This is a genomic window from Pseudomonas orientalis, assembly GCF_002934065.1.
Classification (GTDB): Bacteria; Pseudomonadota; Gammaproteobacteria; order Pseudomonadales; family Pseudomonadaceae; genus Aquipseudomonas; species Aquipseudomonas orientalis_A.
In genome coordinates, this window is the sequence record NZ_CP018049.1 from 3,629,627 (window position 1) to 3,655,372 (window position 25,746).

Consider the following 25,746-nt stretch of genomic DNA (forward strand, 5'->3'; position numbering starts at 1 on the left):
TTATTCATCCCCGCTGCAGGTGCGCGGCGTCAGGTGCTTTTCCTTGGCGAACGCGGCGGATTTTTCATCGATCAGCGGACGCAACAACGCCCGGTCGGCGGCGATCCAGTCGCTGATCAGTGTCCAGTTGGTACCGTCCCACTGCTGCACTCGCGCCGAACCGCCGCCTTCATGGTCGCGGCACGACAGCTTGAGGTTTTGCATCAGGCCCAGGTAGCCCATGTCCTTGAGGCGCGCATCATCAATGTTCAGGTGTTCGAGGCCCCAGCGCCCTTCTTCGCCATTGAGCGGGCGCTTGCCAAATTTGGCCTGGGCCGTGCGAATCGCCTCCACGGCCACGGCGGCGTTCACCAGGCCCGAGTTGTAGTAGACGCTGCCGAAATTCTTCAGGTCCTTGAGGTCGCTGTGGCCCTTGTCGAGGACCGACTGTTTGAGACGCTTGTGGATCTCGAAGTCGCTGCCTGCCGGGTAGGGCGTGAGCGCCAGATAGCCTTTGGCGGCAGCACCGGCCGGCAGCACGTCTTCGCTGGAACTGGCCCAGATATCGCCGATGATATGGTCCACCGGAAAGCCGAAGCGCGCCGCCGTCTTCACCGCCACCGGGGTGGACACGCCCCAGGTGCGCAGGAATACCCAGTCCGGATTGGCCTGGCGTACGTGGCGCCACTGCGCCGACTGCTCGTTGCCGGGGTCGGCCACCGGAATCTGGATATTCTCGAAGCCGTACTTGTCGGCGAGCAACTTCAACGGGCCGAGGGTTTCGCGACCGTAGGCCGAGTCGTGATAGACCGTGGCGATCTTCTTGCCCTTGAGTTTGTCGAAGCCGCCTTCGCGCTCGGCAATGTAGTTCACCAGGGTCGAGGCCTCGCTGTAGAAAGTCAGCATCACCGGGAAGTTGTAGGGAAACACCGTGCCGTCGGTGGCTTCGGTGCGACCGTAACCGAGGGTAATCAGCGGAATTTTGTCCACTTCCGCCCGTTCACTCAGTGCATAGGCGGCCGGCGCGCCGTTGGGCTGGTAGACCGCGACCGGCGCGCCATCCAGGCCATTTTTGAAGCGCTCGTAGCATTCGATGCCCTTCTCCGCGGTCCACTCGGTCTCGCACTCCTGCCACACCAGCTTCACGCCATTGATGCCGCCCTCGACTTCGTTGATATAGCGCAGGTAGTCGATCATCCCGGCCCACACCTGCACGCCGCTGGAGGCATAGGCGCCGACCCGGTAAGTCGCCAGGGGAATGAATTGCTGGTCGGGCGAAGCCACGACCTGGGGCACAACACCGGCCAGGGCCACCAGCGCGAACGCGGTGCCGAGCAGGGAACGTTTCAAGGATGCAGGCATGGAAGTTCTCTTGAGCAAAGGTTAGAAACGCAGCGGCCACTGCCGCAGACGGTCACGCAGGGTGTGCAACAAGCGAATCAAACCCTCGGGTTCCTTGATCAGGAACACGATGATCAACACGCCAAAAATGATTTTCTGCAGGTTCTGCAACTGCCCCGCATCGACCGAGCCGCCGAACAGCGCCTGCCCGGCGTGGCTGAGCAGGATCGGCAGCAGGCTGATGAAGGCCGCGCCCACGAAGTTGCCGGCAATGCTGCCCATGCCCCCGATAATGATGATGAACAGGATCTGGAACGAGCGGTTGATATCGAAGCTGCTGGCGCTGGCCGTGCCCAGGTAGGCGAACGCCCACAACGCACCGGCAATGCCTAAGTAGAACGAGCTGACCGCGAACGCCAGGCGCTTGTAGCGCACCACCGGGATGCCGACCACGGCGGCGGCGGTGTCCATGTCGCGGATCGCCATCCAGTTGCGCCCGACCTGGCTGCGCACCAGGTTGACGGCGGTCCAGGTCAGCAGCAGTACCGTGACCAGGGTCAGCCAGTAGCGGCCCAACGGCGTATTGAGGTCGTGACCCAACAGCGTCAGCTGCGGTGCGGAGATGGTCCCGGACGAGCCATAGTTATAGAACCAGGGGAACTTGACGAACAGCCACTCGAGAAAGAACTGCGCCGCCAACGTCGTGACCATCAGGTAGAAGCCCTTGATCCGCGAACTGGGCAGGCCGAACAACAGGCCCACCAAGGCGCTGATAATCCCGCCGCCCAGCAGCGCCACCGGCAAGCCCAGCTCGGGCAGGCGCAGCAAAAACCCGTAGGTGGCGAACGCGCCCACCGCCATGAAGCCTGCCGCGCCCACCGACGTTTGCCCGGTGTAGCCGGTCAGCAGGTTCAAGCCCAGCCCGGCCAGGGACAGCACCAGAAAGGGGATCAGGATCGCATTGAGCCAATAGTCGTTACCCCACAGCGGCACCACGACAAAGGCCAGGGCCAGCAGACCAAGCAGGCCCCTGGGAACGCGGCGTTGCACCAGCACGAGCGGTGCGGTTTCTTGAACGACAGGAATCGACATGGTTTCAGACTCGCTCGATGGCACGCTCGCCGAACAGGCCGGCGGGACGGATATACAGGAAGGCCAGCGCTAATACATAGGCGAACCACGGCGTGATACCGCCGCCGATCAACGGGCCGATGTACACCTCGGCGAGGTTCTCGGCGGCACCGACGATCAGCCCGCCGACAATCGCCCCGCCAATCGAGGTAAAGCCGCCGATAATCAACACCGGCAAGGCCTTGAGCACCACCAGCGACAACGAGAACTGCACCCCCTGGCGCGCGCCCCACAACAGCCCGGCGACCAGCCCGACGATGCCGGCCGCCGCCCAGACGATCTGCCAGATCCGATTGAGGTTGATGCCGATGGACAGCGCCGCCGTGGTGTCATCCGCCACCGCGCGCAGCGATACACCGATGCGGGTCTTGTTGAACAGCAGCGCGAGGATGCTCACCAGCACCACCGCAGCCGCCGCAGCGATCAGGTCGAACTGGCTGAGCATCAGCGGGCCGACAAACAGCGGCACGTCGTCAATGCCCAGGTCCAGCGCGCGGACCTGCGAGCCCATCAGGCCCTGGGCCAGGCCTTCGATGATGAACGACAGGCCCAGCGTGGCCATGAACAGGGTGATCTGCGAGCGGTTCACCAGCGGGCGCAGGACCAGCCGCTCGATGAGCAAGGCGCCGACGCTCATCACCACCACCGTCAGCAGCAGTGCCAGGGCAAACGGCACGCCCTGGTCGTGCAGGCTGACGAAGGTCAGCGCGGCAAACAGCAGCATCGCGCCCTGGGCGAAATTGAACACGCCGCTGGCCTTGTAGATCAGCACGAAGCCGATGGCGACCAGCGAGTACAGGGTGCCGGCAAGCAAACCGCCAAGCAGGGTTTCGAAGAAAAAGATCATCAGTGCACCGCTCCCAGATAGGCCGCGATCACGTCGGGGTTGGCCTGTACCTGGGCCGGCGTGCCGTCGCCGACTTTGCGCCCGTAGTCGAGCACCACCACATGGTCGGACAGGCCCATGACCACGCCCATGTCGTGCTCGATCAACACCACGGTGGTGCCCAGGTCGCGATTGACGTCGGCGACGAAACGCGCCATGTCCTGTTTCTCTTGCGCGTTCATGCCGGCCATGGGTTCGTCGAGCAGCAACAGGCTGGGCCCGGCGATCAGCGCACGGCCCAACTCCACGCGCTTTTGCAGGCCGTAGGACAGGTTGCCCACCAGCACATCGCGTTGGGCTTGCAGCTCAAGAAACTCAAGGATGCCCTGCCCGCGCAGGCGAAACGCCTCGGCTTCACGCCGCGCACGCGGCAGGCCGAGGGCCTGTTCGATCAGGCTGGTGCGCATATGCCGCGAGAGGCCGGTGAGGAGATTGTCGAGCACGCTCATTTTCTTGAACAACGCGTTGTTCTGGAACGTACGGGCGATGCCTCTGCGGGCGGCGCCCAGCGGGTCGATCCGCTGCAAGTGTTGCGCCTCGAACACAATCTCACCGGCATCGAAACGGTAGACACCGTTGAGCACATTGAGCAACGAGCTCTTGCCCGCGCCGTTGGGGCCGATCAGCGCGCAGATCTCGCCGCGCCGCACCTCGAACGACAGCGCATTGATCGCCTTGACGCCCTTGAACGACAGCGAAATATCGCGCACCTGCAAAATGGCCTGGCTCATGCAATGTCCCGTTTTAATTCGGCCAGCCAAGTTGGCTCGGCGGTGGTTTTAAGCGGCTGCCAGATATAGCCCAGGCGCTGAAACCCGAGCAGCTTGCGCACACGGTTTTTCAGCAACCGGCGCAGACCGCCCTGTGGATGGGCGATTGCCCATTCACACAGGCGTCGGCGCCAGGTGCCGTGGGCGGCGAGGCGGCTTTCGATCTCGTCGGCCAGGTGTTGCAAACGCTCAGGTGACAGCAGCAGTCCAGTGGGGGCGACTTCGCTGCGGTCGCGTGGCGCCGAGGCCAGGGTCTCCGGAAACGCCAGGCCGTGGCCGCTGTTGAGCCATTGCTCCAGCACCACGGCGAGACCGCCTTGCCACTGGGTGCCCTCCTCGCTCCACAGCACGGTTTCAGCGCCGGGCTGCCACCAGCGTTGCAGGCGTTGCGCCGGGTCGGACGGGCCGAGCAGTTGAGCGAAGTCCACGCGCTGGGTGAATGCCCAATCGGCTTGCCGACCCTGGACGCAGGCGTGGCTGGGATGGAGGCGCCAGAGCTGTTGCTCCAGGGCTGGCGGCTCCAGATTATCGGCCAGCGTCAGCACCTGCCCGCCCACGGATTGGGCGGCCAGCGCCAGCAGCAGCAGGTTCGGCTCAAACGCGCCGCTGAGCGCCAGCCGCGACTGTTCGCTGAAACCCTGCTGGCGCAAGCCGTCAGCCACGCGTTCGACGTCACGCAACACATCGATCCAGCGCCAGGCATGCCATTGGCCCTGGCGTTTGTGGCGCAGGGCGATCTGCAAGGGTGTGAGCTGTGCCCAGTGGTGCAGGCGTTCCAGGGCGGCTTGGGGTACGGGCACGCTCATAGGGATGACTCCTATTGGGTGTTCAAGCGTGCGGTGGTCCGCTGGCTGAAATATTCAAAACGACACAGGGCAAATGTGGGAGGGGGCTTGCCCCCGATGGCTGTGTGTCAGTTAAACCACTGTTGACTGACCCACCGCTATCGGGGGCAAGCCCCCTCCCACAGGGGTTTTGTGTGAAGCGGACAGGTCGCGGTAGCCGGCGCCGGGGTGATTGGCGCCCAACCTCGGGCCCTCGCCAAACAGCTTCTCGCGCAACGTGCCCTGGGCGTATTCGGTCTTGTACACGCCACGCTTCTGCAGCTCCGGCACCAGCCACTCCACGGCGTCGACAAAGGTCTCGTGGGTCAGCGCATACGCCAGGTTGAAGCCGTCCACATCGGTCTCCTCGACCCACTCCTGCAGCAGGTCCGCCACCGTCTGCGGGCCGCCGACAAACAGCGGGCCAAAGCCGCCGATGCCAACCCAGTTGGCCAGTTCATTCGGCGTCCAGACCTTGTCGGGATCGGCCGTGGAAAAGGCTTCCACCGCCGACTGGATGGCGTTGGTGTGCACATGCTTGAGCGGCTCGTCGGGTTTGAACTGGCTGAAATCGATACCGGTCCAGCCGGAGATCAGCGCCATCGCGCCTTCGTAGCTGACATAGGACTTATAGTCATCGAACTTGGCCTTGGCCTGCGCGTCGGTCTCGCCGACGATCACCGTCTGCAGGTTGAAAATCAGGATTTTGCGCGGATCGCGCCCCGCCTCGGCCGCACGCCGGCGAATATCGGCGACGGTCTTTTTCAGCAGGACCTTGGACGGCGCCGCCACGAACACGCACTCGGCCTGTTCGGCGGCGAATTGCTTGCCACGGCTGGAGGCGCCGGCCTGATACAACACCGGCGTGCGCTGCGGCGAGGGTTCGCACAGGTGGATGCCGGGCACCTGGAAGTGTTTGCCCACATGACGAATCTCGTGAATCTTGCGCGGGTCGCTGAACACCCGGCGCTCGCGGTCGCGCACTACCGCGCCCTCCTCCCAGCTGCCTTCCCAGAGTTTGTAGCAAACCTGCAAGTATTCCTCGGCATAGTCATAGCGCGCATCGTGTTCGGTCTGGGCTTTTTGCCCCAGGTTCCTGGCGCCGCTTTCCAGATAGGAGGTGACAATATTCCAACCGACGCGGCCCTTGGTCAGGTGATCGAGGGTCGAGAGCCTGCGCGCGAACGGGTACGGATGCTCGAAGGACAGCGACGCCGTCAGGCCGAACCCCAGGTGCTCGGTGACCAGGGCCATCGGCGCGATCAGCGACAGCGGATCATTGACCGGCACTTGTGTCGCCTGGCGGATCGCCGCGTCGCCATTGCCGTTGTAGACGTCGTAGATACCCAGCACATCGGCGATGAACAGCCCGTCGAACTTGCCGCGCTCGAGGATTTTCGCCAGGTCCGTCCAGTATTCCAGGTCCTTGTACTGCCAGGAACGGTCCCGGGGGTGCGCCCACAGGCCGGGAGACTGGTGGCCGACACAGTTCATGTCGAAGGCATTCAGGCGAATTTCGCGAGACATCAAAGCACTCCGTTGAGGTGGTAGTTGCCGACGATCCGGTATTTCACGCGCAGCGGGTCATCCACCGGCGACGGCAGCGCGGTGCGGTGGCCGGTCAATTCGAACTGCGCATTGCTGGCGGCGATAAGGGCTTCGGCGGCGGCGATCTGTGCCTCGGTGACAGCCACCGGGCTCGGGTCGGTTTCGGAGCGCTCGAACAGGGCCGCAGCCACGTCGACACGAATCTGTAAATCGCCGAAGCGGCTGATCACGTAAGGGTCGTCGCTGCGCTCGACAAAGCGGCGCGTGGTTTCCAGCAGTTGGCGTGCGTGGTTCAGTGTGTGGCTCAGTACGGTCATCGGGTCAGCTTCCTCAGTTCCAGGCATGGCGTGCAGGCTTCACGCCGTTGAGCACGAAGTTGCCGATCAGGTGGTATTTCCAGCGCGCCGGGTCGTGCAAGGTGTGGGTGCGCGCGTTACGCCAGAAACGGTCGAGGTTGTGCTTGCCGGTGACCGAGCGAGTGCCGGCCAGCTCGAAGAGTTTGCTGCTGGCGAGCAAGGCCGTTTCGGCGGACAGCACCTTGGCCTGGGCGACGATCAGCGAGGCGTTGGCGACGGTGTCTTCAGTCGGTTCGGCGAGGGCCAGGTCGACCGCCCTGCCCGCCTTGGCGAGAATCGCTTCGGTGCCGTGCACGCGCCACGCCAGATCGCCGATGGCGGCAAGGGTGAATGGGTCTTGCCAGCCGTGATCCTGCTGGCTGTCGATCCAGGGCCGAGCCTGTCGGGCGTGAATCTTCGCCTGCTCCAGCGCGCCCAGCGCAATGCCGGTATCGACTGCCGCCTGGATGATCTGCGAGATCGGGCCGTTGGCAGTGGGTTGATCAAACGCCAGGTGTGCGGGGATGACCGCACTCAAGGGCACGCTCACACCGTCGAGGGTTACGCCACCACTGGCGGTGGTGCGTTGGCCGAAGCCGTCCCAGCTGTCAATCACCGTGAGGCCGGGCGCATCGCGTTCGATAAAGGCAATCAGCGCCTGCCCGTGCTCGTTGTTGCCGACGGTCGGCACGATGTGCGCAAACAACGCGCCGGTGCAGTAGAACTTCTCGCCGTCAACGCGGGCGAAGTCGCCGTCGATGCGAATCTGCGTGTCGAACGTGCCGGCGTTTTTGCTCTTGGCTTCGGAAAAGGCATTGCCGAAGCGATAGCCCGCCAGCACCTTGCCGAAGTAGTGGCGCTTCTGCTCCTCGGTGCCGGTTTGCAGGAGGATATCCACCACGCCGAGATGGTTCTGCGGAATCTGCCCCAGTGACGGGTCGGCGGCGGAGATCAGCTTGATCACCTCGGCCACGGTCACATACGAAACCTCGGCGCCGCCGTAGGCTTTTGGAATGGTGATGCCCCACAGGCCGCTGGCAGAGAACTCGTCGAGTTCCGCCACCGGCAGGCGCCGCTCACGGTCGCGCTCGCTGGCCTCCAGGGCAAACCGCGCCGCCAGCCGCGTGGCGACCTCGATGGCTTCCGCGTCCGAGCGGATGATATGGGCTGAGTGTTGAGGGTGGGCTGACATGGGCCGACTCCAGGCTCCGAATGAATAACGGAGCCTTTGCAGGAGTCGTGCCGTTTATAAATCACCTTGAAAATCAACAGGCTGTAGAAACAAGCGCTGTTTTTCGCGATCTCCGGGCAGCAAAATGTTCAATTGCTGTTGCGCTACCAACAGCTGAACCGGGCGGCGTTTTTATGGAAAGCCTGCAACACGCCGCGTCAGATGGTCTGGCTACCAGCGCCAAGGGGTCTGACCTCATACTTGCCCTCGACCACGCTATTGACCGCATGCTCCACCTCAGCCCTCGCCTGTGCTGCGCGCTCAGGGTTATTGGCTTCCCAGCGTTCAATATTTCGCCGCCCGAATTGATCGATAAAGGCGTTCTTCCTGTCGGCCATGATGGTTGTCATTTGTTGTGTGTCGACATTGTGTTCCGGGCTCTTGTCGCGGTACGGGAAGTCCTGACCGCCCGCCACCCAGTTTTCGGTAAAAAATTGCTGGAGTGCGGGCTCGGGCAATACCGATAATCTGTAGGCGACTTCAAGAGCAGGCCCGAGCGCCTTTTCGTGGCTCTGGATATTTTTGGCCTCATAAATATCGTTTTCGGTCTTGACCATATCCTTGATGGTGGAAAGAAGCGGCCTGCTGCGCGGGATGGTGCTGATGCCCGTCAGTGAGGGCGGAAAATCGCTGGAGAATGTGGAATCCTTGCGCTCGAACAAGCTGGTCGATTGCAACGGATTTTCCGGGCGCGCGCCCTGGGTTGCACGTTCAAAGCTCTCCGCCTTGGAAAGCCCGCCAAATCCCAACGTCCCGCTCCCGCCAAAATCAACCGTCATGCCCCTGTATTGGTCTTTGGCCGTGTCGGGTTGAAAATAACCAAAATTGCAAAATGAAAAATTCAGGTAATCCCAGTTATTAATCAATCGCGAGGCAAAGTAGTGCTGCTGCTGTTCCTGCTTGAGTGCTGGCGGCAACAAGTCATTGAGTTTCTCCAGCACCGAAAACTTGATCAGGTTTTCAGCCTTTACTTTATCCAGCACGCCCGGCGCCTGCCGATGCTGGCCGTCAGGAAAAGCTTGATAAATATCTTCAAGACGACTGTCCGCGTTTTTATAGGATTGAACGAGCGCATGATAAGAATCGATGACTTTCTTGACGGCTGGCGCGCTGACGAGCGACTTTTCACCTTCGGCCTTGAGTAATTCAGGCATCACCTTGGTATCTAACAGGAATGTACCAAGGTCCTTGAAGCTCGGCTCGACCTTGGACGCAACACACGCAAATTTTGACAAGTCCGCATTCGCGGAAAAGTCCCCTCTGGTGGTTTTATTAAAGTCAAAAAAACCTTCACAACCATTGCACAGCATCATCTTGGGCGCGCCCAAGCCGGTCATCGAGAACAGATTACCCATTACCACTTCTTCAGCGGCGACGTAATTGGTGTAGTAAGGGTTTTTTACGCGGTATAGCTCATTATCATGTTCGATAAACTGGGCATCACGCGTGAATAAAATCCCATTACTGCTGCGCTCCACGGGCACACCACCCGAGAGATTGACAGGTGCCTTCGGCTCCGTCCCGCGAGTTTGCTCTGTATCGGTGTTTGTTGTTGGCATACTTGAAGGCGCGGTCGCCAAGGTATAGGAAGCCAACGCCGGTGAACCTGAAGAAACTAACATAGCCATCACCTCTGTATAAAATAGACACATCCCAATGATTGCTTCATCCACTCAAGGTCGGCGAAGGGCAGTTACAAAAAGCAGCGCAGGACTCAATTATGCGAACAGCCAGCCACGCGCGCCTGCATGCCAGCCGCGCAAACCAGCCCTACGTGAGGTATGTTGTGCTTTTTATCGCGTTGATCCGATCTGGAGAACTCGGGAAAAAAGTAATGCACCCAACTTGGGACGTCGCGATGACTAATCCGAGAATCGCGACAGAGCTTTCGGTGTTGCTTCAAATCACCACATTGCGAACAAACCGAACAGCCCCGACGCCATCATTGCAATAGACGTGGGCTTGATCGCTGGAAAACATAAAAAACTCACCCGCCGCTATGTGTTTGTTCGTGCCATCCAACGTCAGGGTCAAACAGCCGTCGAACACAAAGACCTGCACGCTCCAGCCTTGCGGATCAGGTTCCGGACGATAGCGATCACCCGGCTCCAGACGCATCTCCCACAGTTCGACTTCACGCCGCGCCGTGGCCTTGGCCAGCAACACGGCTTTGCTGCCGGGGATATCCCCCGCCCAGGCCAGCTCATTGATGCGACTGTGGTCGCCGGCATCCGGTGCCTGGATCAGATCGCTGAACGCCACCTCCAGCGCTTCGGCCACACGGTCCAGGGTGGACAGGCTGACGTTCTTTTCACCGGCCTCGATGGCCACCAGCATGCGCCGGCTGACCCCGGACTTTTCCGCAAGCGCGGTCTGGCTCAAGTCGGCTGCGTGGCGCAGGCGCCGAACGTTCTGGCTGACGTGTTGCAGGACCGAAGCCCGGTGTGGATTTTCTTTGTGCACTATATTGCTCAATGGGTAGGTGTGCGCAGTATACTGCCCAGCGTGCGGCGCATTGTGCGGTCCGTGCCTTTCCCTTGCAAGACCGAGCCGCCATGACTGCCCAGCACTCCCCTTCGCGTTTCAATCGTTTCAGCAAAGCCGAATGCATCCTGGTGGTCATCACCATGATCTGGGGCGGCACCTTCTTGCTGGTGCAGCATGCCATGAGCGTCAGCGGGCCGATGTTTTTCGTCGGCCTGCGCTTTGCGGCAGCGGCCATTGTGGTCGGCTTTTTCTCCCTGCGTACGCTACGCGACCTGACGCTGTTCGAGTTGAAGGCCGGGGTGTTCATCGGCGTGGCGATCATGTTCGGCTACGGCTTGCAGACCATTGGCCTGCAGACGATCCTGAGCAGCCAGTCGGCGTTCATCACCGCGCTCTATGTGCCGTTTGTACCTTTATTGCAGTGGCTGGTGCTGGGTCGGCGTCCGGGGTTAATGCCGAGCATTGGCATCATGCTGGCGTTTGCCGGGTTGATGCTGTTGACCGGCCCGGCCGGTGCTTCGCTGAATTTCAGCTCCGGTGAAATCGCCACGCTGATCGGTGCCGTGGCGATTGCCGCCGAAATCATCCTGATCAGCGCTTTTGCCGGGCAAGTGGACGTGCGGCGGGTGACCGTGGTGCAACTGGCCACGGCGTCGCTGCTGTCATTCCTGATGGTGGTGCCGATGGGCGAGCCGTTGCCGGGCTTTTCCTGGCTGCTGTTGTTCAGCGCGGTGGGCCTGGGCTTGACCAGTGCGGTAATCCAGGTGGCGATGAACTGGGCGCAGCAGAGCGTGTCGCCGACCCGGGCCACCTTGATCTATGCCGGCGAGCCGGTGTGGGCCGGCGTAGTCGGGCGGATTGCCGGCGAGCGCTTCCCGCCGATCGCGATGGCAGGCGCGGTGTTGATTGTGGTGGCGGTGATTGTGAGCGAGTTGAAAACGCGGGGCCAAAAAGCCGTCGAGTTGCGCGATGAAAGGGAACAGGAACAGCAAGGGTAGGGTCCGAATGTAGCGGTGGCTTGATCGTTCCCACGCTCTGCGTGGGAGTGCAGCCCCGGACGCTCCGCGTCCAAGCTCGCAACTTGAGCCCTGCGCCATGGTGACGCAGAGCGTCACAGGAGGCATTCCCACGCAGAGCGTGGGAACGATCTAATGCCAAATGAGCAATTTCAGCCTACCTTGTAGGATCCTGCCACATCTTGCCGTTTGGTGATCGCGAAAGCGGCACGTATGATGCATCCCAAACTCCCGCAGATTAGAAGCCTATGTCCCTGATAGTTCTACTGCTTCTGCCATTCATTGGCAGCTGTCTGGCGGCCTTGCTGCCGCACAATGCACGTAATAGCGAATCCCTGCTGGCCGGCCTGGTGGCTCTGGTCGGCACCGTTCAAGTCGCCCTGCTCTACCCCCAGATCGCCCACGGTGGCGTCATCCGTGAAGAATTCATGTGGTTGCCCAGTCTTGGGCTGAACTTCGTGCTGCGCATGGACGGGTTTGCCTGGCTGTTCTCGATGCTGGTGCTGGGCATCGGGACTCTGGTGTCGCTGTATGCGCGTTACTACATGTCGCCGGACGATCCGGTGCCGCGCTTCTTCGCGTTTTTCCTGGCCTTTATGGGCGCCATGCTCGGGTTGGTGATTTCCGGCAACCTGATCCAGATCGTGTTTTTCTGGGAACTGACCAGCCTGTTTTCCTTCCTGTTGATCGGTTACTGGCACCACCGCGCCGATGCGCGGCGTGGTGCGTATATGGCGCTGATGGTCACCGGCGCAGGCGGCTTGTGCCTGCTGGCCGGGGTGATGCTGCTGGGGCATATCGTCGGCAGCTACGACCTGGACCAGGTGCTGGCGGCGGGCGATCAGATTCGCGCGCACTCACTGTACCCGGTCATGCTGGCCCTGGTGCTGATCGGCGCCTTGAGCAAAAGCGCGCAGTTCCCCTTCCATTTCTGGCTGCCCCACGCCATGGCCGCGCCCACTCCGGTTTCGGCTTATCTGCATTCGGCGACAATGGTGAAGGCCGGCGTGTTCCTGCTGGCCCGCCTGTGGCCGTCGCTGTCCGGCAGCGAAGAGTGGTTCTGGATCGTCGGCGGTGCCGGCGCGCTCACCCTCCTCCTCGGCGCTTACTGCGCCATGTTTCAAAATGATCTCAAGGGCTTGCTGGCCTATTCCACCATCAGCCACCTCGGGCTGATCACGTTGCTGCTGGGCCTCAACAGCCCGCTGGCCGCCGTCGCGGCTGTGTTCCATATTCTCAACCACGCCACCTTCAAGGCCTCGCTGTTCATGGCGGCGGGCATTATCGACCACGAAAGTGGCACGCGGGATATCCGCAAGCTCAGTGGGCTGGTGCGCCTGATCCCGTTTACCGCCACCCTGGCGATGGTAGCGAGTGCCTCGATGGCCGGCGTGCCGTTGCTCAATGGTTTCCTGTCCAAAGAGATGTTCTTCGCCGAAACCGTATTCATCTCGTCGACAAAATGGGTGGAAGTCATGCTGCCCGTGATCGCGACCATCGCCGGTACGTTCAGCGTGGCCTATGCGTTGCGGTTCACCGTGGACGTGTTCTTCGGCCCACCGGCGACCGACCTGCCGCATACCCCGCACGAACCGCCACGCTGGATGCGCGCACCGGTTGAACTGCTGGTGTTCACCTGTCTGCTGGTGGGCATCTTCCCGGCGCAGATGGTCGGCTCGATCCTGGCTGCCGCCGCCTTGCCGGTGGTGGGCGGCGCGCTGCCTGAATACAGCCTGGCGATCTGGCACGGCTGGAACGCGCCGATGATCATGAGCCTGGTGGCCATGTCCGGCGGTGTGGTGCTGTATCTGATGCTGCGCAAGCAACTCAAGCGTGGCCGTTTCACCTACCCGCCGCTGATTGGCTATTTCAACGGCAAGCGCGGCTTCGAGCGTTGCCTGGTGGTGATGATGCGCGGCGTGCGCAAGATCGAAAAACGCATCAGCACTAAGCGCCTGCAAACCCAATTGTTCCTGCTGGTGATCGTGGCGGTGATCGGCGCCATGATCCCGATGCTCAACAGCGGTTTGACCTGGGGTGACCGGCCGAAAATCCCCGGCTCCGTCGTGTTCGTCACCCTGTGGGTGCTGGCGATTGCCTGCGCGCTGGGCGCCGCTTGGCAGGCCAAGTATCACCGGCTGGCGGCCCTGACCATGGTCAGCGTGTGCGGCCTGATGACCTGCATTACCTTCGTGTGGTTCTCGGCGCCGGACCTGGCCCTGACGCAACTGGTGGTGGAAGTGGTCACCACCGTGTTGATCCTGCTCGGCCTGCGCTGGCTGCCACGACGGATCGAAGAAGTGTGGCCACTGCCCAACACCCTGCGCAAGGCGCGGATCCGCCGGGTGCGCGACTTCCTGCTGTCCACCGTGGTCGGCGGCGGCATGGCGCTGTTGTCCTATGCGATGCTGACCCGCCAGACCCCCAACGATATCTCCTCGTTCTACCTCAGTCGCGCCCTGCCCGAGGGTGGCGGCAGCAATGTGGTGAACGTGATGCTGGTGGACTTCCGCGGCTTCGATACCCTTGGCGAAATCACCGTGCTCGGTGCGGTGGCACTGACCGTATACGCCCTGCTGCGACGCTTTCGCCCGTCGAAAGAAAGCATGGAACTGCCGCCGCAACAGCGCCAGCTGGCGCCGGACGTGGCCACCGACCTGGTCAACCCGCGCCAGGCCAGCGACACCGCCCTGGGCTTCATGATGGTGCCGGCGGTGCTGGTACGCCTGCTGTTGCCGATCGCGATGGTGGTGTCGTTCTACCTGTTCATGCGCGGCCATAACCAGCCGGGCGGCGGTTTTGTCGCCGGGCTGGTGATGTCGGTGGCGTTTATCCTGCAATACATGGTGGCCGGCACGCAGTGGGTCGAAGCGCAGATGAGCCTGCGGCCGATGCGCTGGATGGGCTTCGGCCTGCTGGCGGCGACGCTCACCGGGCTCGGCGCGCTGTTTGCCGGCTACCCGTTCCTCACCACCCATACCTGGCATCTGAGCGTGCCGGTGCTGGGCGACATCCATATCGCCAGCGCGTTGTTCTTCGATGTCGGCGTGTACGCCATGGTCGTAGGCTCGACCCTGCTGATGCTCACCGCCCTCGGCCACCAGTCGGTGCGCGCGCATAAACCGAGCAACCAGCCCAAAGCCGTCGTCAACCCACAAGGAGCTGCCGCCTGATGGAAGAAGTCATTGCAATTGCCATTGGGGTCCTGGCGGCTTCCGGCGTCTGGTTGATCCTGCGCCCACGGACGTTCCAGGTGGTGATGGGCCTGTGCCTGTTGTCCTACGGAGTCAACCTGTTCATTTTCAGCATGGGCAGCCTGTTTATCGGCAAGGAACCGATCATCAAGGACGGCGTGCCCCAAGACCTGCTCAACTACACCGACCCCCTGCCCCAGGCGCTGGTGCTCACGGCCATCGTGATCAGCTTCGCCATGACCGCGTTGTTCCTGGTGGTGCTGCTGGCCTCCCGCGGCCTGACCGGTACTGACCATGTGGACGGCCGGGAGCCCAAGGAATGAATTGGGTCAACCAACTGATCGTTGCGCCGATCCTGCTGCCGTTACTGACTGCGGCGCTGATGCTGATGCTCGGCGAGAAGCGCCGCCCGCTCAAAGCCAGGATCAATCTGTTCTCCAGCATCATCGGCCTGGGCATCGCCGTATTGCTGCTGTACTGGACACAACAAGGCGGCCCCGGCTCGATCGGCGTGTACCTGCCGGGCAACTGGCAAGTGCCGTTCGGTATCGTGCTGGTGGTGGATCAACTGTCAGCGCTGATGCTGGTGCTGACCGGGATCATCGGCGTCAGCGCGCTGATGTTCGCCATGGCCCGCTGGGACCGTGCCGGCACCAGTTTCCATGCGCTGTTCCAGGTGCAGATGATGGGCCTGTACGGTGCTTTCCTCACCGCCGACCTGTTCAATCTGTTCGTGTTCTTCGAGGTGTTGCTGGCGGCCTCCTACGGCCTGATGCTGCACGGTTCCGGCCGCGCCCGAGTATCGTCGGGGCTGCATTACATCGCGATCAACCTGCTGGCGTCGTCGCTGTTTTTGATCGGTGCGGCGATGATCTACGGCGTGACCGGCACACTGAACTTCGCTGACCTGGCACTGAAAATTCCTCTGGTGCCGGAGGCCGATCGCGGCCTGCTGCACGCCGGTGCGGCGATCCTGGCCACCGCGTTCCTGGCCAAGGCCGGCATGTGGCCGCTGAACTTCTGGCTGGCCCCCGCCTACTCGTCGGCCAGCGCGCCGGTGGCGGCGATGTTCGCGATCATGACCAAAGTGGGCGTGTACACCGTGCTGCGCCTGTGGACCTTGCTGTTTTCCGGCCAGGCCGGCGCGTCGGCGTTGTTTGGCGGTGACTGGCTGGTGTACGGCGGCATGGCGACGATCATCTGCGCGGCGCTGGCGATGCTGGCGGCGCAGCGCCTGGAGCGCATGGCAAGCCTGAGCATCCTGGTATCGGCTGGCATCCTGCTGTCGGCCGTGGGGTTCGCCCAGCCCAGCCTGACGGCCGGGGCGCTGTTCTATCTGGTCAGCTCCACCCTGGCGTTGAGCGCGCTGTTTTTGCTCGCGGAATTGATCGAACGCTCGCGCTCGGCCAATGACCTGCCGCTGGACGAGGAAATCGACGCCCTGCCCAAGGCCATGGAATCCCTGCATCCACGGCCCGGCGTCAACCTCGACGATGAACAGAAAGCCGTGATCGGCCAGGTGATCCCCTGGACCATGGCGTTCCTGGGCCTGAGTTTTGTGGCCTGCGCGCTGCTGATCATCGGCATGCCGCCACTGTCCGGGTTTATCGGCAAGCTCAGTCTGCTGCATGCGCTGGTCAATCCGCTGGGCCTCGGCAACGCGGTGGATGAGCCCATCCGCCCGGCGGCCTGGGGCTTGGTGGCGCTGTTGATCCTGTCGGGGCTGGCCTCGCTGATTGCCTTCGCCCGGCTTGGCATCCAGCGTTTCTGGACCCCGGAAGAACGGCCCTCGCCCCTGCTGCGCCGCTACGAGTGTGTACCGATCTTCCTGCTGCTGGGCCTGAGCATCGCGCTGACCTTCAAGGCCGAGCCACTGATGCGCTACACGCTGGCCACCGCCAAGAGCCTGAACAACCCGGAAAGCTACGTGATGGCGGTGATGGCGACGCGCCCGGTGCCGAGTCCCGAAGCCCAGGCAGCGGCCCTGGAGGTGCAACCATGAAGCGCCTGTTTCCCGCCCCGTGGTTGTCGCTGGCCTTGCTCGGGCTGTGGCTGGTGCTGAATCTGTCCGTGAGCCCCGGCAACCTGCTGCTCGGTGTGCTGTTGGGCGTGCTTGCACCGCTGATGATGGCCCCACTGCGCCCGCAACCGATCAGCCTGCGCCGTCCCGGCGTGATCCTGCGCCTGTTCCTGCTGGTGGGGCGCGACGTCATCGTTTCCAACCTGCAAGTGGCCTGGGGTGTCCTGACGTGCGGCTCACGCCCGCCGCGCGCGCGCTTCATCAAAATCCCCATCGACCTGCGCAGTCCCAACGGCCTCGCGGCGCTGTCGATGATCACCACGGTGATTCCTGGCACGATCTGGTCGGAACTGGCGCTGGACCGCAGTGTCCTGCTGCTGCATGTGTTCGATCTGGACGATGAGGCGCAGTTTATCGAGCACTTCAAATCCGCCTACGAACGGCCCCTGATGGAGATCTTCGAATGAGCGCCCTGCTCTCCAATGCGATCCTGTGCAGCCTGTTCCTGTTCTCCCTGGCGATGGTGCTGACGTTGATCCGCCTGTTCAAAGGCCCGTCAGCCCAGGACCGGGTACTGGCGCTGGATTATCTGTACATCCTGGCGATGCTGATGATGCTGGTGTTGGGCATCCGTTATGCCAGCGACACCTACTTTGAAGCGGCGCTGCTGATAGCGCTGTTCGGCTTTGTCGGCTCGTTCGCCCTGGCCAAATTCCTGTTGCGTGGGGAGGTGATTGAATGATGCCGTTATGGATGGAAATCGTCGTCGGTTTGCTGCTGGTCCTGAGCAGCCTGTTTGCGCTGATCGGCGCGCTTGGGCTGTTGCGCATGAAGGATTTCTTCCAGCGCATGCACCCGCCGGCGCTGGCTTCGACACTGGGCGCGTGGTGCGTGGCGCTCGCGTCGATCATCTATTTTTCGGTGCTCAAGTCCGGGCCGGTGCTGCACGGCTGGTTGATTCCGATTCTGCTGTCGATCACCGTGCCAGTGACCACCCTGCTGCTGGCGCGTACTGCCTTGTTCCGCAAGCGTATGGCCGGCGATGACGTGCCTGCCGAGGTCAGCAGTCGCCGCTGATTAAAGCGGGCACGGTTAAAAATGTGGGAGGGGGCTTGCCCCCGATTGCGGTGGGTCAGTTACAGATGAGCTGACTGATCCACCGCTATCGCAGCAAGCCCACTCCCACACTAGCTCAACTGCTCACACAGAAATGCACTGCTGGCGACCTTGGACGTCGGATGGAACGCCAGCACTCGCGTTGCCACCAGCAGATAGGCGACCTCTTCAGATGACATGAACGCCATACCCCCCATGAGTTCGAAAGCGCGCGTGCCAATACGGTTGACTGCCTCCTGCACCGAGAAGCGTGTGGCCTGAGCACGCGCCAGGTCAGCGCGCAGGAATCGGTTTTCATCTATCGACGTCGCCAACCCCTGCAACGCCATCTTCGCCCCTTGCAGATCAATCAACAACTGCGCCCGATCCTGCGCCGAACCTTTACCCGCCGTCAGTGCGCGCGACGCTAATGCGCTCGCCATGCCCAGGTAGGATGCTGAAGCCAGCAACTGGAACCAGATCGCAAACAAATGGTTACCCGTTCCCTGTTTATCCTCACCGAGCTGCTCATCCACGGTTTTGCTGAAATGCATCATGGACTCAGGAACCACCAGGTTATTGAACCGGACCTCGTGGCTGTCAGCTGCCTGCAAATGGGGAACGGACCAGAACTTTTTCCGCTCGATACAGGGATCACCCGCCAGCCCCGCGCCGATGCCTAAATGAGTATGACCTTCTGAATCAACGTAATTGACACCAAACGTAATCACGTCGAAATGATGGGTCATGGTGCAAGGTTTCTTGCTGCCATTGACCACGTAACCCTCGGCGGTTTTTTCCACGGCCATGGTCGAGGCCAGGATATCCGAATGCGCGCGGCCTTCGGCGAACCCGGACGCAACCAACAAGTCGTTGCGTGCAACGATGCTCAGCAGCCCTTCAAGGTCAGGAAAGAAGTGACTGGCCGCCATCATGCCCGCGACGGTGTGGTGGTGCATGGTCATCATCACCGCCAGAGAAGGGCAATGAGCGCCGACCCACGTATGCAACTGCGCCAACTTACGTGCACTGACGCCCCCGCCACCCAGCACCTGCGCAATGGCAAGCCCAGGCCGACCCGCTGTTCGAAACAGATCAGCCAATCGCTGAGACGCTCCTCGCTCAAGTTCCAACAGCGATGCGGACTCAAGACACGCTGCCAGTTGCGGTACCAACTCCAACGCCGTAGTTCGTTCTTCTGTCAAAAACATACTGTTCAAACCCTTCATTAGTCTTAAATATCCAACCTTCCGGATGCAGTGCGGCTATTCACTTCAAATAGTGGCGCGCATAACGCTGGTTCAAATTCGATAACGGCAACAACATAAAGAAATCAGCAGTCTGGAAGTCCGAGTCCCAGGCAGGCTTGCCACACACCCACGCACCACTGCGCAAATAACCTTTTAACAAAGGCGGCATGGATACAGGTTTTTCAGCTTGGATTTCATGAACCGCAAACGGCGCATAGGGAATGACACGATATTCAGGCGGCGCAAATTGTTCGGGTGTAAACGAATGATAGATCGCTGATGCGTGATGACCGCCATCCGCCAGACTGACGCTGGCACACCCCATCAAGTAATCACAGCCTTCACGTTGCATATACGTTGCCAAGCCCGACCATAGCAGCATGATGACGCTACCGCTTCGGTAGTCAGGGTGCACGCAGGCATGCCCCGCTTCGATAATATGGGCACGTAGAGGATCCAGTCGGCTCAGGTCGAATTCTTTGTCCGAATAGTAGTGTCCCATGTGTCGGGCGGCCGTCGGGCTCATGACACGATACGTACCGACCACAACCCCCGTGGTGGTATCTCGCACCATCAAATGGTCGCAATAGTCATCAAACTCGTCGACATGCAGTGCTTGCGCATTTGCAAGTGCCGGTGTCTGGAATGTTTCATTGAAAACGCTATAACGAAGGGCTTGTACCTCTCGCAGTTGCTCTGGCGTATTGGCAAGACCAATAATCAACTTACCAATATGAGGCGGCAAGCCCGAACCCGCATCCGCGGTCTGTGTGAGCATTTGCATATATGTCCCCTTCTTATTACACCAAGTAACAAACAAAACATTACCTGCCACTCTTGAGGGGGGGACTGTAAGGAAACTCTGAAACCTCGGGTGAATTCGGTAAGACTAAACATATGGGAAAAAGCAGCCCGTTGACCGCCAGTAAATTCCCACAGCGTTCAGGGTTCTTGTTCGGGAAATGGCTGCACAGCGTTCAGCGGTCGCTGCAACAACTCAGGTGCGTACGTGTGACGCAGAGCGTCACGGGATGCATTCCCATGCGCAGCGTAGAGATAGATCTGAACCCGAAGACTGAGCAAGTGAGCACGGAAAAAAAAGCGGGAGGGAGCTTGCTCCCGATGGCGGTGGGTCAGTTGCAGATGAACTGACTGAACTACCGCTATCGGGGGCAAGCCCCCTCCCACATTTGGATCGGGTGAACAATCAGGCCTGATCCGCCAACCGCCATGTCGTCCCACCCTTGCCGTCTTCCAGGACCACACCCATCGCGGTCAGTTGGTCACGGATACGGTCCGATTGCGCCCAGTCTTTACCAGCCCGCGCAGCCAGACGCGCCTGGATCAGCGCATCCACCTGCGTGGCATCCACACGACCTTCGGCGCCTGCCTGCAGGAAGTCATCGGCTTCCATCTGCAATACGCCCAGCACGCTGGCCAGCTCTTTCAAGCGCGCCGCCAGGCCTGCCGCTGCGTCGATATCCGTCTCGCGCAGACGGTTGATCTCACGCACCATTTCGAACAGCACCGCACAGGCTTCCGGCGTACCGAAGTCGTCGTTCATGACGTCGGTAAAGCGTGCCACGAAGGCTTCGCCGCCAGCCGGGGCCACTGCGGGCAAGCCTTTCAACGCATGGTAGAACCGCTCCAGGGCGCCCTTGGCGTCCTTGAGGTTGTCCTCCGAGTAGTTGATGGCGCTGCGGTAGTGGCTGGACACCAGCAGGTAACGCACCACTTCCGGATGGTACTTTTCCAGCACGTCGCGGATGGTGAAGAAGTTGTTCAAGGACTTGGACATCTTCTCGCCATTGATGCGGATCATGCCGCAGTGCATCCAGGCGTTGGCGTAGGTCTTGCCGGTGGCGGCTTCGCTCTGGGCGATTTCGTTTTCGTGGTGCGGGAATTCCAGGTCGCTGCCGCCGCCATGAATGTCGAAGGTCTCGCCCAGGCAGCAGGTGGACATCACCGAGCATTCGATGTGCCAGCCCGGACGCCCGGCGCCCCACGGCGATTCCCAACTCGGCTCGCCGGGCTTGGTGGCTTTCCACAGCACAAAGTCAAGCGGGTCCTGCTTGGCTTCGTCGACTTCAATGCGCGCGCCGATGCGCAGGTCTTCGATCTTCTTGCGCGACAGCTTGCCGTAGCCCATGAACTTGGCGACGCGGTAGTACACGTCGCCATTGCCTGGGGCGTAGGCGTAGCCCTTGTCGATCAGGGTCTGGATCATCGCGTGCATGCCCGGAATGTGGTCCGTGGCACGCGGCTCCATGTCCGGCTTGAGGATATTGAGGCGTGCCTCGTCCTCGTGCATCGCGGCGATCATGCGCTCGGTGAGCGCGTCGAACGCCTCGCCGTTCTCGTTGGCACGATTGATGATCTTGTCGTCGATGTCGGTGATGTTGCGCACATAGGTCAAGTCATAGCCGCTGAAGCGCAACCAGCGGGTCACCAGGTCGAAGGCAACCATGCTGCGGCCGTGGCCGATGTGGCAGTAGTCGTACACGGTCATGCCGCACACGTACATGCGCACCTTGTTGCCATCGAGCGGCTTGAAGACTTCTTTGGTCTTGCTGAGCGTGTTGTAGATGGTTAGCACGATGTTTCCCTTAAAACTTGAATCACTGGCCCCACGAATCTCGCAAGGTCACGGTACGGTTGAATACCGGCTGACCCGGTTTCGAGTCCTTGATATCCGCGCAGAAGTAACCTTCGCGCTCGAACTGGAACCGGTCTTCCGGCTGTGCGTCGCCCAAAGAGGGTTCGGCACGACAACCGGTGAGCACTTGCAGGGAGTCAGGGTTGATGTTGTCGAGGAAACTGGCGCTGTCTTCGGCCTTTTCAGGATTCGGCGAGCGGAACAGACGATCGTACAAACGCACTTCGCACTCGATGCTGGCAGCGGCCGGCACCCAGTGAACCACGCCCTTGACCTTGCGGCCTTCAGGGTTCTTGCCCAGGGTGTCCGGGTCGTAGGAGCAACGCAGTTCGACGATGTTGCCGTCGGCGTCCTTGATCGCTTCGTCGGCACGGATCACGTAGCTGCCGCGCAGGCGCACTTCGCCGTTCGGCTCCAGGCGCTTGTAGCCTTTTGGCGGTTCTTCCATGAAGTCATCGCGGTCGATGTAGATTTCACGGGCAAACGGCAGCTTGCGCACGCCGAGTTCTTCTTTCTGCGGATGACGCGGCAGTTCGAGGTTCTCGACCTGGCCTTCCGGGTAGTTGGTGATCACGACTTTCAAGGGACGCAGCACGCACATGGCCCGCGGCGCGTTCGCGTCGAGGTCCTGGCGGATGCTGAACTCGAGCATGCCGAAGTCAACCACGCCGTCGGAGCGGTTGGTGCCGACCATGTCGCAGAAGTTACGGATCGACGCCGGGGTGTAGCCGCGACGGCGGAAGCCCGACAGGGTCGACATGCGCGGGTCATCCCAGCCATGCACGTGCTTTTCATCCACCAGTTGCTTGAGCTTGCGCTTGCTGGTGATGGTGTAGTTCAGGTTCAGGCGGCTGAACTCGTACTGGCGCGGCTGGGCCGGTACCGGCAGGTTGCTCAGGAACCATTCGTACAGCGGACGATGGCTCTCGAACTCCAGGGTGCAGATGGAGTGAGTGATGCCTTCGATGGCGTCCGACTGACCGTGGGTGAAGTCATAGTTGGGGTAGATGCACCATTTGTCACCGGTCTGGTGGTGGTGGGCATGGCGGATGCGGTACATGATCGGATCGCGCAGGTTCATGTTCGGCGAGGCCATGTCGATCTTGGCGCGCAGTACGCGGGCGCCGTCCGGGAATTCGCCGGCGCGCATACGGGCGAACCAGTCCAGGTTCTCCTCCACCGAACGGTCGCGGAACGGGCTGTTCTTGCCCGGCTCGGTCAGCGTGCCACGATATTCCTTGGCCTGTTCCGGGCTAAGGTCGTCAACGTAGGCCTTGCCGGCCTTGATCAGCTCCACGGCCCAGTCGTGCAACTGGTCGAAGTACTGCGAGGCATAGCGCACTTCACCGGACCACTCGAAGCCCAGCCACTTCACGTCGCTTTCGATGGCGTCGATGTACTCCTGGTCTTCCTTGGCCGGGTTGGTGTCGTCGAAACGCAGGTGAGTGACGCCACCGAACTCCTGGGCCAGACCGAAGTTCACGCAGATCGACTTGGCGTGACCGATGTGCAGGTAGCCGTTGGGCTCTGGCGGGAAACGGGTGACGATCTGCGTGTGCTTGCCCGAATCCAGGTCCGCCTGGATGATCGGGCGCAGGAAATTGACCGGGACGGCAGGTCCGGCCTTGGCATTCGGGGTAGAGTCGACAGTGGGCTTGCTCATAGGATCCTTGAACAGACAGGTTCGTGGCCAGGTGGGGCCAGATAAAACAAAGGGCTCATAATAGCCGATGCAGTCAAGACACTGACAGGCCGGGACCGAAAACTGCTGTTTAATTACTGCTTTTATGGCCGGGGCGGTAAAAAACCACCTCGAAATTCCTGCGGGGCACGCTAAACTGCGCGCCTTGGCCGTCGTTTAAGCCAGACAGGTAAGGTGCCCCGGGCACTCAAACCCACGAATTCCCTGAAAAGAGTAGTGAACATGACTCAAGTCAAACTGACCACCAACCACGGTGACATCGTCATCGAGTTGAACGCCGAGAAAGCGCCGATCACCGTCGCCAACTTCATCGAGTACGTCAACGCCGGCCACTACGAAAACACCGTTTTCCACCGTGTCATCGGCAACTTCATGATCCAGGGCGGCGGTTTCGAGCCAGGCATGAAAGAGAAGAAAGACAAGCGCCCAAGCATCCAGAACGAAGCGGACAACGGCCTTTCCAACGACAAGTACACCGTCGCCATGGCCCGTACCATGGAGCCGCATTCGGCCTCCGCGCAGTTCTTCATCAACGTGGCTGACAACGCTTTCCTCAACCACAGCGGCAAGAACGTGCAGGGCTGGGGTTACGCCGTATTCGGTAAAGTCACCGAAGGCCAGGACGTCGTCGACAAGATCAAAGGCGTGTCCACCACGTCCAAAGCCGGTCACCAGGACGTTCCAGTCGAAGACGTGATCGTCGAGAAAGCCGAGATCGTTGGGTGATATTGCTGATTTCAGACTTGCATCTGGAAGAGGAACGCCCGGACATCACCCGGGCGTTTCTGGATCTGCTCCACGGCCGCGCCCGTGGTGCCCAGGCGTTGTACATTCTGGGGGACTTCTTCGAAGCCTGGATTGGCGACGATGGGATGACCGCGTTCCAGCGTTCCATCTGTGACGCGCTGCGCGAACTGAGCGACAGCGGCACCGCGATTTTCATCATGCACGGCAACCGCGATTTCCTGATCGGCAAGGCGTTCTGTAAAGCCGCAGGCGCCAGCTTGCTCAAGGACCCGAGTGTCGTGCAGTTTTATGGCGAGCCCGTGCTGCTGATGCACGGCGACAGCCTCTGCACCCGCGACCTCGGCTATATGAAGCTGCGGCGCATCCTGCGTAACCCGATTGTACTGTTTATCCTGCGCCATCTGCCTCTGGGCACACGCCACAAGCTGGCGCGAAAGCTGCGCAGCGAGAGCCGTGCACAGACGCGCATGAAAGCCAACGACATTGTCGATGTCACCGCCGAAGAAGTACCGCGAGTGATGCAGCAATTCGGCGTGCGCACCCTGGTCCACGGCCATACCCACCGCCCCGCCATTCATAAGTTGCAGATTGGCGACCAGGCGGCCAAGCGGATTGTGCTGGGGGATTGGGACAAGCAAGGCTGGGCGTTGCAGGTGGATGAGCAAGGCTTTCAACTGGCGGCGTTTGACTTCGTCAATCCGCAGTTGGCCCTTCCCGGCGCTTGATCCGCAACACCACTGATCCCATGTGAACAGAGATCAAACTGTGGGAGGGGGCTTGCCCCCGATGAGGGAGTGTCAGTTGATGCATCTGTGACTGACCCACCGCTATCGGGGGCAAGCCCCCTCCCACAGTTGATTGCGTTCCAATCCGTTCGGATCAGTGGCCGCTTGCTACCGGCCCGGCTTTCGCGCCAAACGGCGGCTTGGCCAGCCATACCAGCAACAATCCGCAGTTGGCCCTGCCTGGCGCTTGATACCTGACAACACACATCCAATGTGGGAGGGGGCTTGCCCCCGATGAGGGAGTGTCAGTTGGTACATCTGTGACTGACCCACCGCCATCGGGGGCAAGCCCCCTCCCACAGTTGATTGCGTTCCAATCCGTTCGGATCAGTGGCCGCTTGCTTCCGGCCCGGTTTTCGCGCCAAACGGCGGCTTGGCCAGCCATACCAGCAACAATCCACAGTTGGCGCTGCCAGGCGCTTGATACCTGACAACACACATCCAATGTGGGAGGGGGCTTGCCCCCGATGAGGGTGTGTCAGTTGATGCATCTGTGACTGACCCACCGCCATCGGGGGCAAGCCCCCTCCCACAGTTGATTGCGTTCCAATCCGTTCGGATCAGTGGCCGCTTGCTTCCGGCCCGGTTTTCGCGCCAAACGGCGGCTTGGCCAGCCATACCAGCAACAATCCACAGTTGGCGCTGCCAGGCGCTTGGTACCTGACAACACACATCCAATGTGGGAGGGGGCTTGCCCCCGATGAGGGAGTGTCAGTTGATGCATCTGTGACTGACCCACCGCCATCGGG

Annotated in this window: 23 protein-coding genes; 9 read left to right on the forward strand and 14 right to left on the reverse strand. The window is 61.2% G+C overall.

The genetic code is table 11. The features are described from left to right. The 10 genes from BOP93_RS16255 to BOP93_RS16300 form a co-directional block, all read right to left on the reverse strand. Nucleotides 1–1,341 (reverse strand): ABC transporter substrate-binding protein, encoded by a 1,341-nt coding sequence (locus BOP93_RS16255; RefSeq protein WP_104503429.1) that lies wholly within the window; start codon nucleotides 1,339–1,341, stop codon nucleotides 1–3. Nucleotides 1,342–1,362: 21 nt separating this feature from the next. Beyond that, nucleotides 1,363–2,412: a branched-chain amino acid ABC transporter permease gene (locus BOP93_RS16260; protein WP_104503430.1), complete on the reverse strand. Its 1,050-nt coding sequence runs from the start codon at nucleotides 2,410–2,412 to the stop codon at nucleotides 1,363–1,365. Between the two features lie 4 nt (nucleotides 2,413–2,416). Next, the gene (locus BOP93_RS16265) at nucleotides 2,417–3,298 is read right to left on the reverse strand and encodes a branched-chain amino acid ABC transporter permease (protein ID WP_104503431.1); all 882 of its coding nucleotides are present in this window, start codon (nucleotides 3,296–3,298) and stop codon (nucleotides 2,417–2,419) included. Further along, nucleotides 3,298–4,068 carry an ABC transporter ATP-binding protein gene (locus BOP93_RS16270; protein ID WP_104503432.1) on the reverse strand — a complete coding sequence of 257 codons (771 nt, stop codon included), beginning with the start codon at nucleotides 4,066–4,068 and terminating at the stop codon, nucleotides 3,298–3,300. Before BOP93_RS16270 ends, BOP93_RS16265 begins: the two co-directional genes overlap by 1 nt. Next, nucleotides 4,065–4,913: an AMP-binding protein gene (locus BOP93_RS16275; protein WP_104503433.1), complete on the reverse strand. Its 849-nt coding sequence runs from the start codon at nucleotides 4,911–4,913 to the stop codon at nucleotides 4,065–4,067. The genes BOP93_RS16270 and BOP93_RS16275 overlap by 4 nt, the downstream gene beginning before the upstream one ends. Nucleotides 4,914–5,024: 111 nt before the next feature. Beyond that, on the reverse strand, nucleotides 5,025–6,458 hold the full coding sequence (locus BOP93_RS16280) for an LLM class flavin-dependent oxidoreductase (RefSeq protein ID WP_104503434.1): 1,434 nt from the start codon (nucleotides 6,456–6,458) through the stop codon (nucleotides 5,025–5,027). After that, nucleotides 6,458–6,796: an acyl-CoA dehydrogenase gene (locus BOP93_RS16285; protein WP_104503435.1), complete on the reverse strand. Its 339-nt coding sequence runs from the start codon at nucleotides 6,794–6,796 to the stop codon at nucleotides 6,458–6,460. Before BOP93_RS16285 ends, BOP93_RS16280 begins: the two co-directional genes overlap by 1 nt. Before the next feature lie 13 nt (nucleotides 6,797–6,809). After that, complete coding sequence (locus BOP93_RS16290) at nucleotides 6,810–8,006, reverse strand: SfnB family sulfur acquisition oxidoreductase (protein ID WP_104503436.1); 1,197 nt, start codon at nucleotides 8,004–8,006, stop codon at nucleotides 6,810–6,812. 197 nt (nucleotides 8,007–8,203) lie between these two features. Further along, nucleotides 8,204–9,718 carry a hypothetical protein gene (locus BOP93_RS16295; protein ID WP_157943512.1) on the reverse strand — a complete coding sequence of 505 codons (1,515 nt, stop codon included), beginning with the start codon at nucleotides 9,716–9,718 and terminating at the stop codon, nucleotides 8,204–8,206. 226 nt (nucleotides 9,719–9,944) lie between these two features. After that, the gene (locus BOP93_RS16300) at nucleotides 9,945–10,508 is read right to left on the reverse strand and encodes a helix-turn-helix domain-containing protein (RefSeq protein WP_104503438.1); all 564 of its coding nucleotides are present in this window, start codon (nucleotides 10,506–10,508) and stop codon (nucleotides 9,945–9,947) included. Nucleotides 10,509–10,600: 92 nt separating this feature from the next. On the opposite strand from BOP93_RS16300, the gene BOP93_RS16305 reads away from it, so the two are divergent. From BOP93_RS16305 to BOP93_RS16335, 7 genes are all read left to right on the forward strand, one after another. Then, nucleotides 10,601–11,530: a DMT family transporter gene (locus tag BOP93_RS16305; RefSeq protein WP_104503439.1), complete on the forward strand. Its 930-nt coding sequence runs from the start codon at nucleotides 10,601–10,603 to the stop codon at nucleotides 11,528–11,530. Between the two features lie 266 nt (nucleotides 11,531–11,796). Then, nucleotides 11,797–14,721, forward strand: a complete 2,925-nt coding sequence (locus tag BOP93_RS16310) for a monovalent cation/H+ antiporter subunit A (RefSeq protein WP_104503440.1) — start codon at nucleotides 11,797–11,799, stop codon at nucleotides 14,719–14,721. Then, nucleotides 14,721–15,065: a Na+/H+ antiporter subunit C gene (locus tag BOP93_RS16315; RefSeq protein ID WP_003192163.1), complete on the forward strand. Its 345-nt coding sequence runs from the start codon at nucleotides 14,721–14,723 to the stop codon at nucleotides 15,063–15,065. The genes BOP93_RS16310 and BOP93_RS16315 overlap by 1 nt, the downstream gene beginning before the upstream one ends. Further along, nucleotides 15,062–16,744 (forward strand): monovalent cation/H+ antiporter subunit D, encoded by a 1,683-nt coding sequence (locus BOP93_RS16320; RefSeq protein WP_104503441.1) that lies wholly within the window; start codon nucleotides 15,062–15,064, stop codon nucleotides 16,742–16,744. Before BOP93_RS16315 ends, BOP93_RS16320 begins: the two co-directional genes overlap by 4 nt. Continuing rightward, nucleotides 16,741–17,229 carry a Na+/H+ antiporter subunit E gene (locus tag BOP93_RS16325; RefSeq protein ID WP_104503442.1) on the forward strand — a complete coding sequence of 163 codons (489 nt, stop codon included), beginning with the start codon at nucleotides 16,741–16,743 and terminating at the stop codon, nucleotides 17,227–17,229. The genes BOP93_RS16320 and BOP93_RS16325 overlap by 4 nt, the downstream gene beginning before the upstream one ends. Continuing rightward, nucleotides 17,226–17,504: a K+/H+ antiporter subunit F gene (locus tag BOP93_RS16330; protein WP_104503443.1), complete on the forward strand. Its 279-nt coding sequence runs from the start codon at nucleotides 17,226–17,228 to the stop codon at nucleotides 17,502–17,504. Before BOP93_RS16325 ends, BOP93_RS16330 begins: the two co-directional genes overlap by 4 nt. Further along, entirely contained in the window at nucleotides 17,501–17,839 is a 339-nt protein-coding gene (locus BOP93_RS16335; protein WP_104503444.1) for a Na+/H+ antiporter subunit G, read from the forward strand. Before BOP93_RS16330 ends, BOP93_RS16335 begins: the two co-directional genes overlap by 4 nt. A gap of 110 nt (nucleotides 17,840–17,949) precedes the next feature. Here BOP93_RS16335 and BOP93_RS16340 read toward each other — a convergent pair whose 3' ends face one another. The 4 genes from BOP93_RS16340 to BOP93_RS16360 all read right to left on the reverse strand — a co-directional run bounded on the left by BOP93_RS16340 (nucleotide 17,950) and on the right by BOP93_RS16360 (nucleotide 23,426). Further along, nucleotides 17,950–18,960 carry an acyl-CoA dehydrogenase family protein gene (locus tag BOP93_RS16340; RefSeq protein ID WP_157943513.1) on the reverse strand — a complete coding sequence of 337 codons (1,011 nt, stop codon included), beginning with the start codon at nucleotides 18,958–18,960 and terminating at the stop codon, nucleotides 17,950–17,952. 166 nt (nucleotides 18,961–19,126) lie between these two features. Further along, nucleotides 19,127–19,891, reverse strand: a complete 765-nt coding sequence (locus BOP93_RS16345) for a GNAT family N-acetyltransferase (RefSeq protein WP_104503446.1) — start codon at nucleotides 19,889–19,891, stop codon at nucleotides 19,127–19,129. 423 nt (nucleotides 19,892–20,314) lie between these two features. Continuing rightward, nucleotides 20,315–21,703 (reverse strand): cysteine--tRNA ligase, encoded by a 1,389-nt coding sequence (gene cysS / locus BOP93_RS16355; protein ID WP_104503448.1) that lies wholly within the window; start codon nucleotides 21,701–21,703, stop codon nucleotides 20,315–20,317. A 22-nt stretch (nucleotides 21,704–21,725) separates the two neighbouring features. Then, complete coding sequence (locus BOP93_RS16360) at nucleotides 21,726–23,426, reverse strand: glutamine--tRNA ligase/YqeY domain fusion protein (RefSeq protein ID WP_104503449.1); 1,701 nt, start codon at nucleotides 23,424–23,426, stop codon at nucleotides 21,726–21,728. A 261-nt stretch (nucleotides 23,427–23,687) separates the two neighbouring features. On the opposite strand from BOP93_RS16360, the gene BOP93_RS16365 reads away from it, so the two are divergent. Both BOP93_RS16365 and lpxH read left to right on the forward strand, forming a co-directional pair. Continuing rightward, nucleotides 23,688–24,191: a peptidylprolyl isomerase gene (locus tag BOP93_RS16365; RefSeq protein WP_104503450.1), complete on the forward strand. Its 504-nt coding sequence runs from the start codon at nucleotides 23,688–23,690 to the stop codon at nucleotides 24,189–24,191. After that, nucleotides 24,188–24,937: a UDP-2,3-diacylglucosamine diphosphatase gene (gene lpxH, locus BOP93_RS16370; RefSeq protein WP_065894900.1), complete on the forward strand. Its 750-nt coding sequence runs from the start codon at nucleotides 24,188–24,190 to the stop codon at nucleotides 24,935–24,937. Before BOP93_RS16365 ends, lpxH begins: the two co-directional genes overlap by 4 nt. The last annotated feature ends 809 nt before the right edge of the window (nucleotides 24,938–25,746 follow it).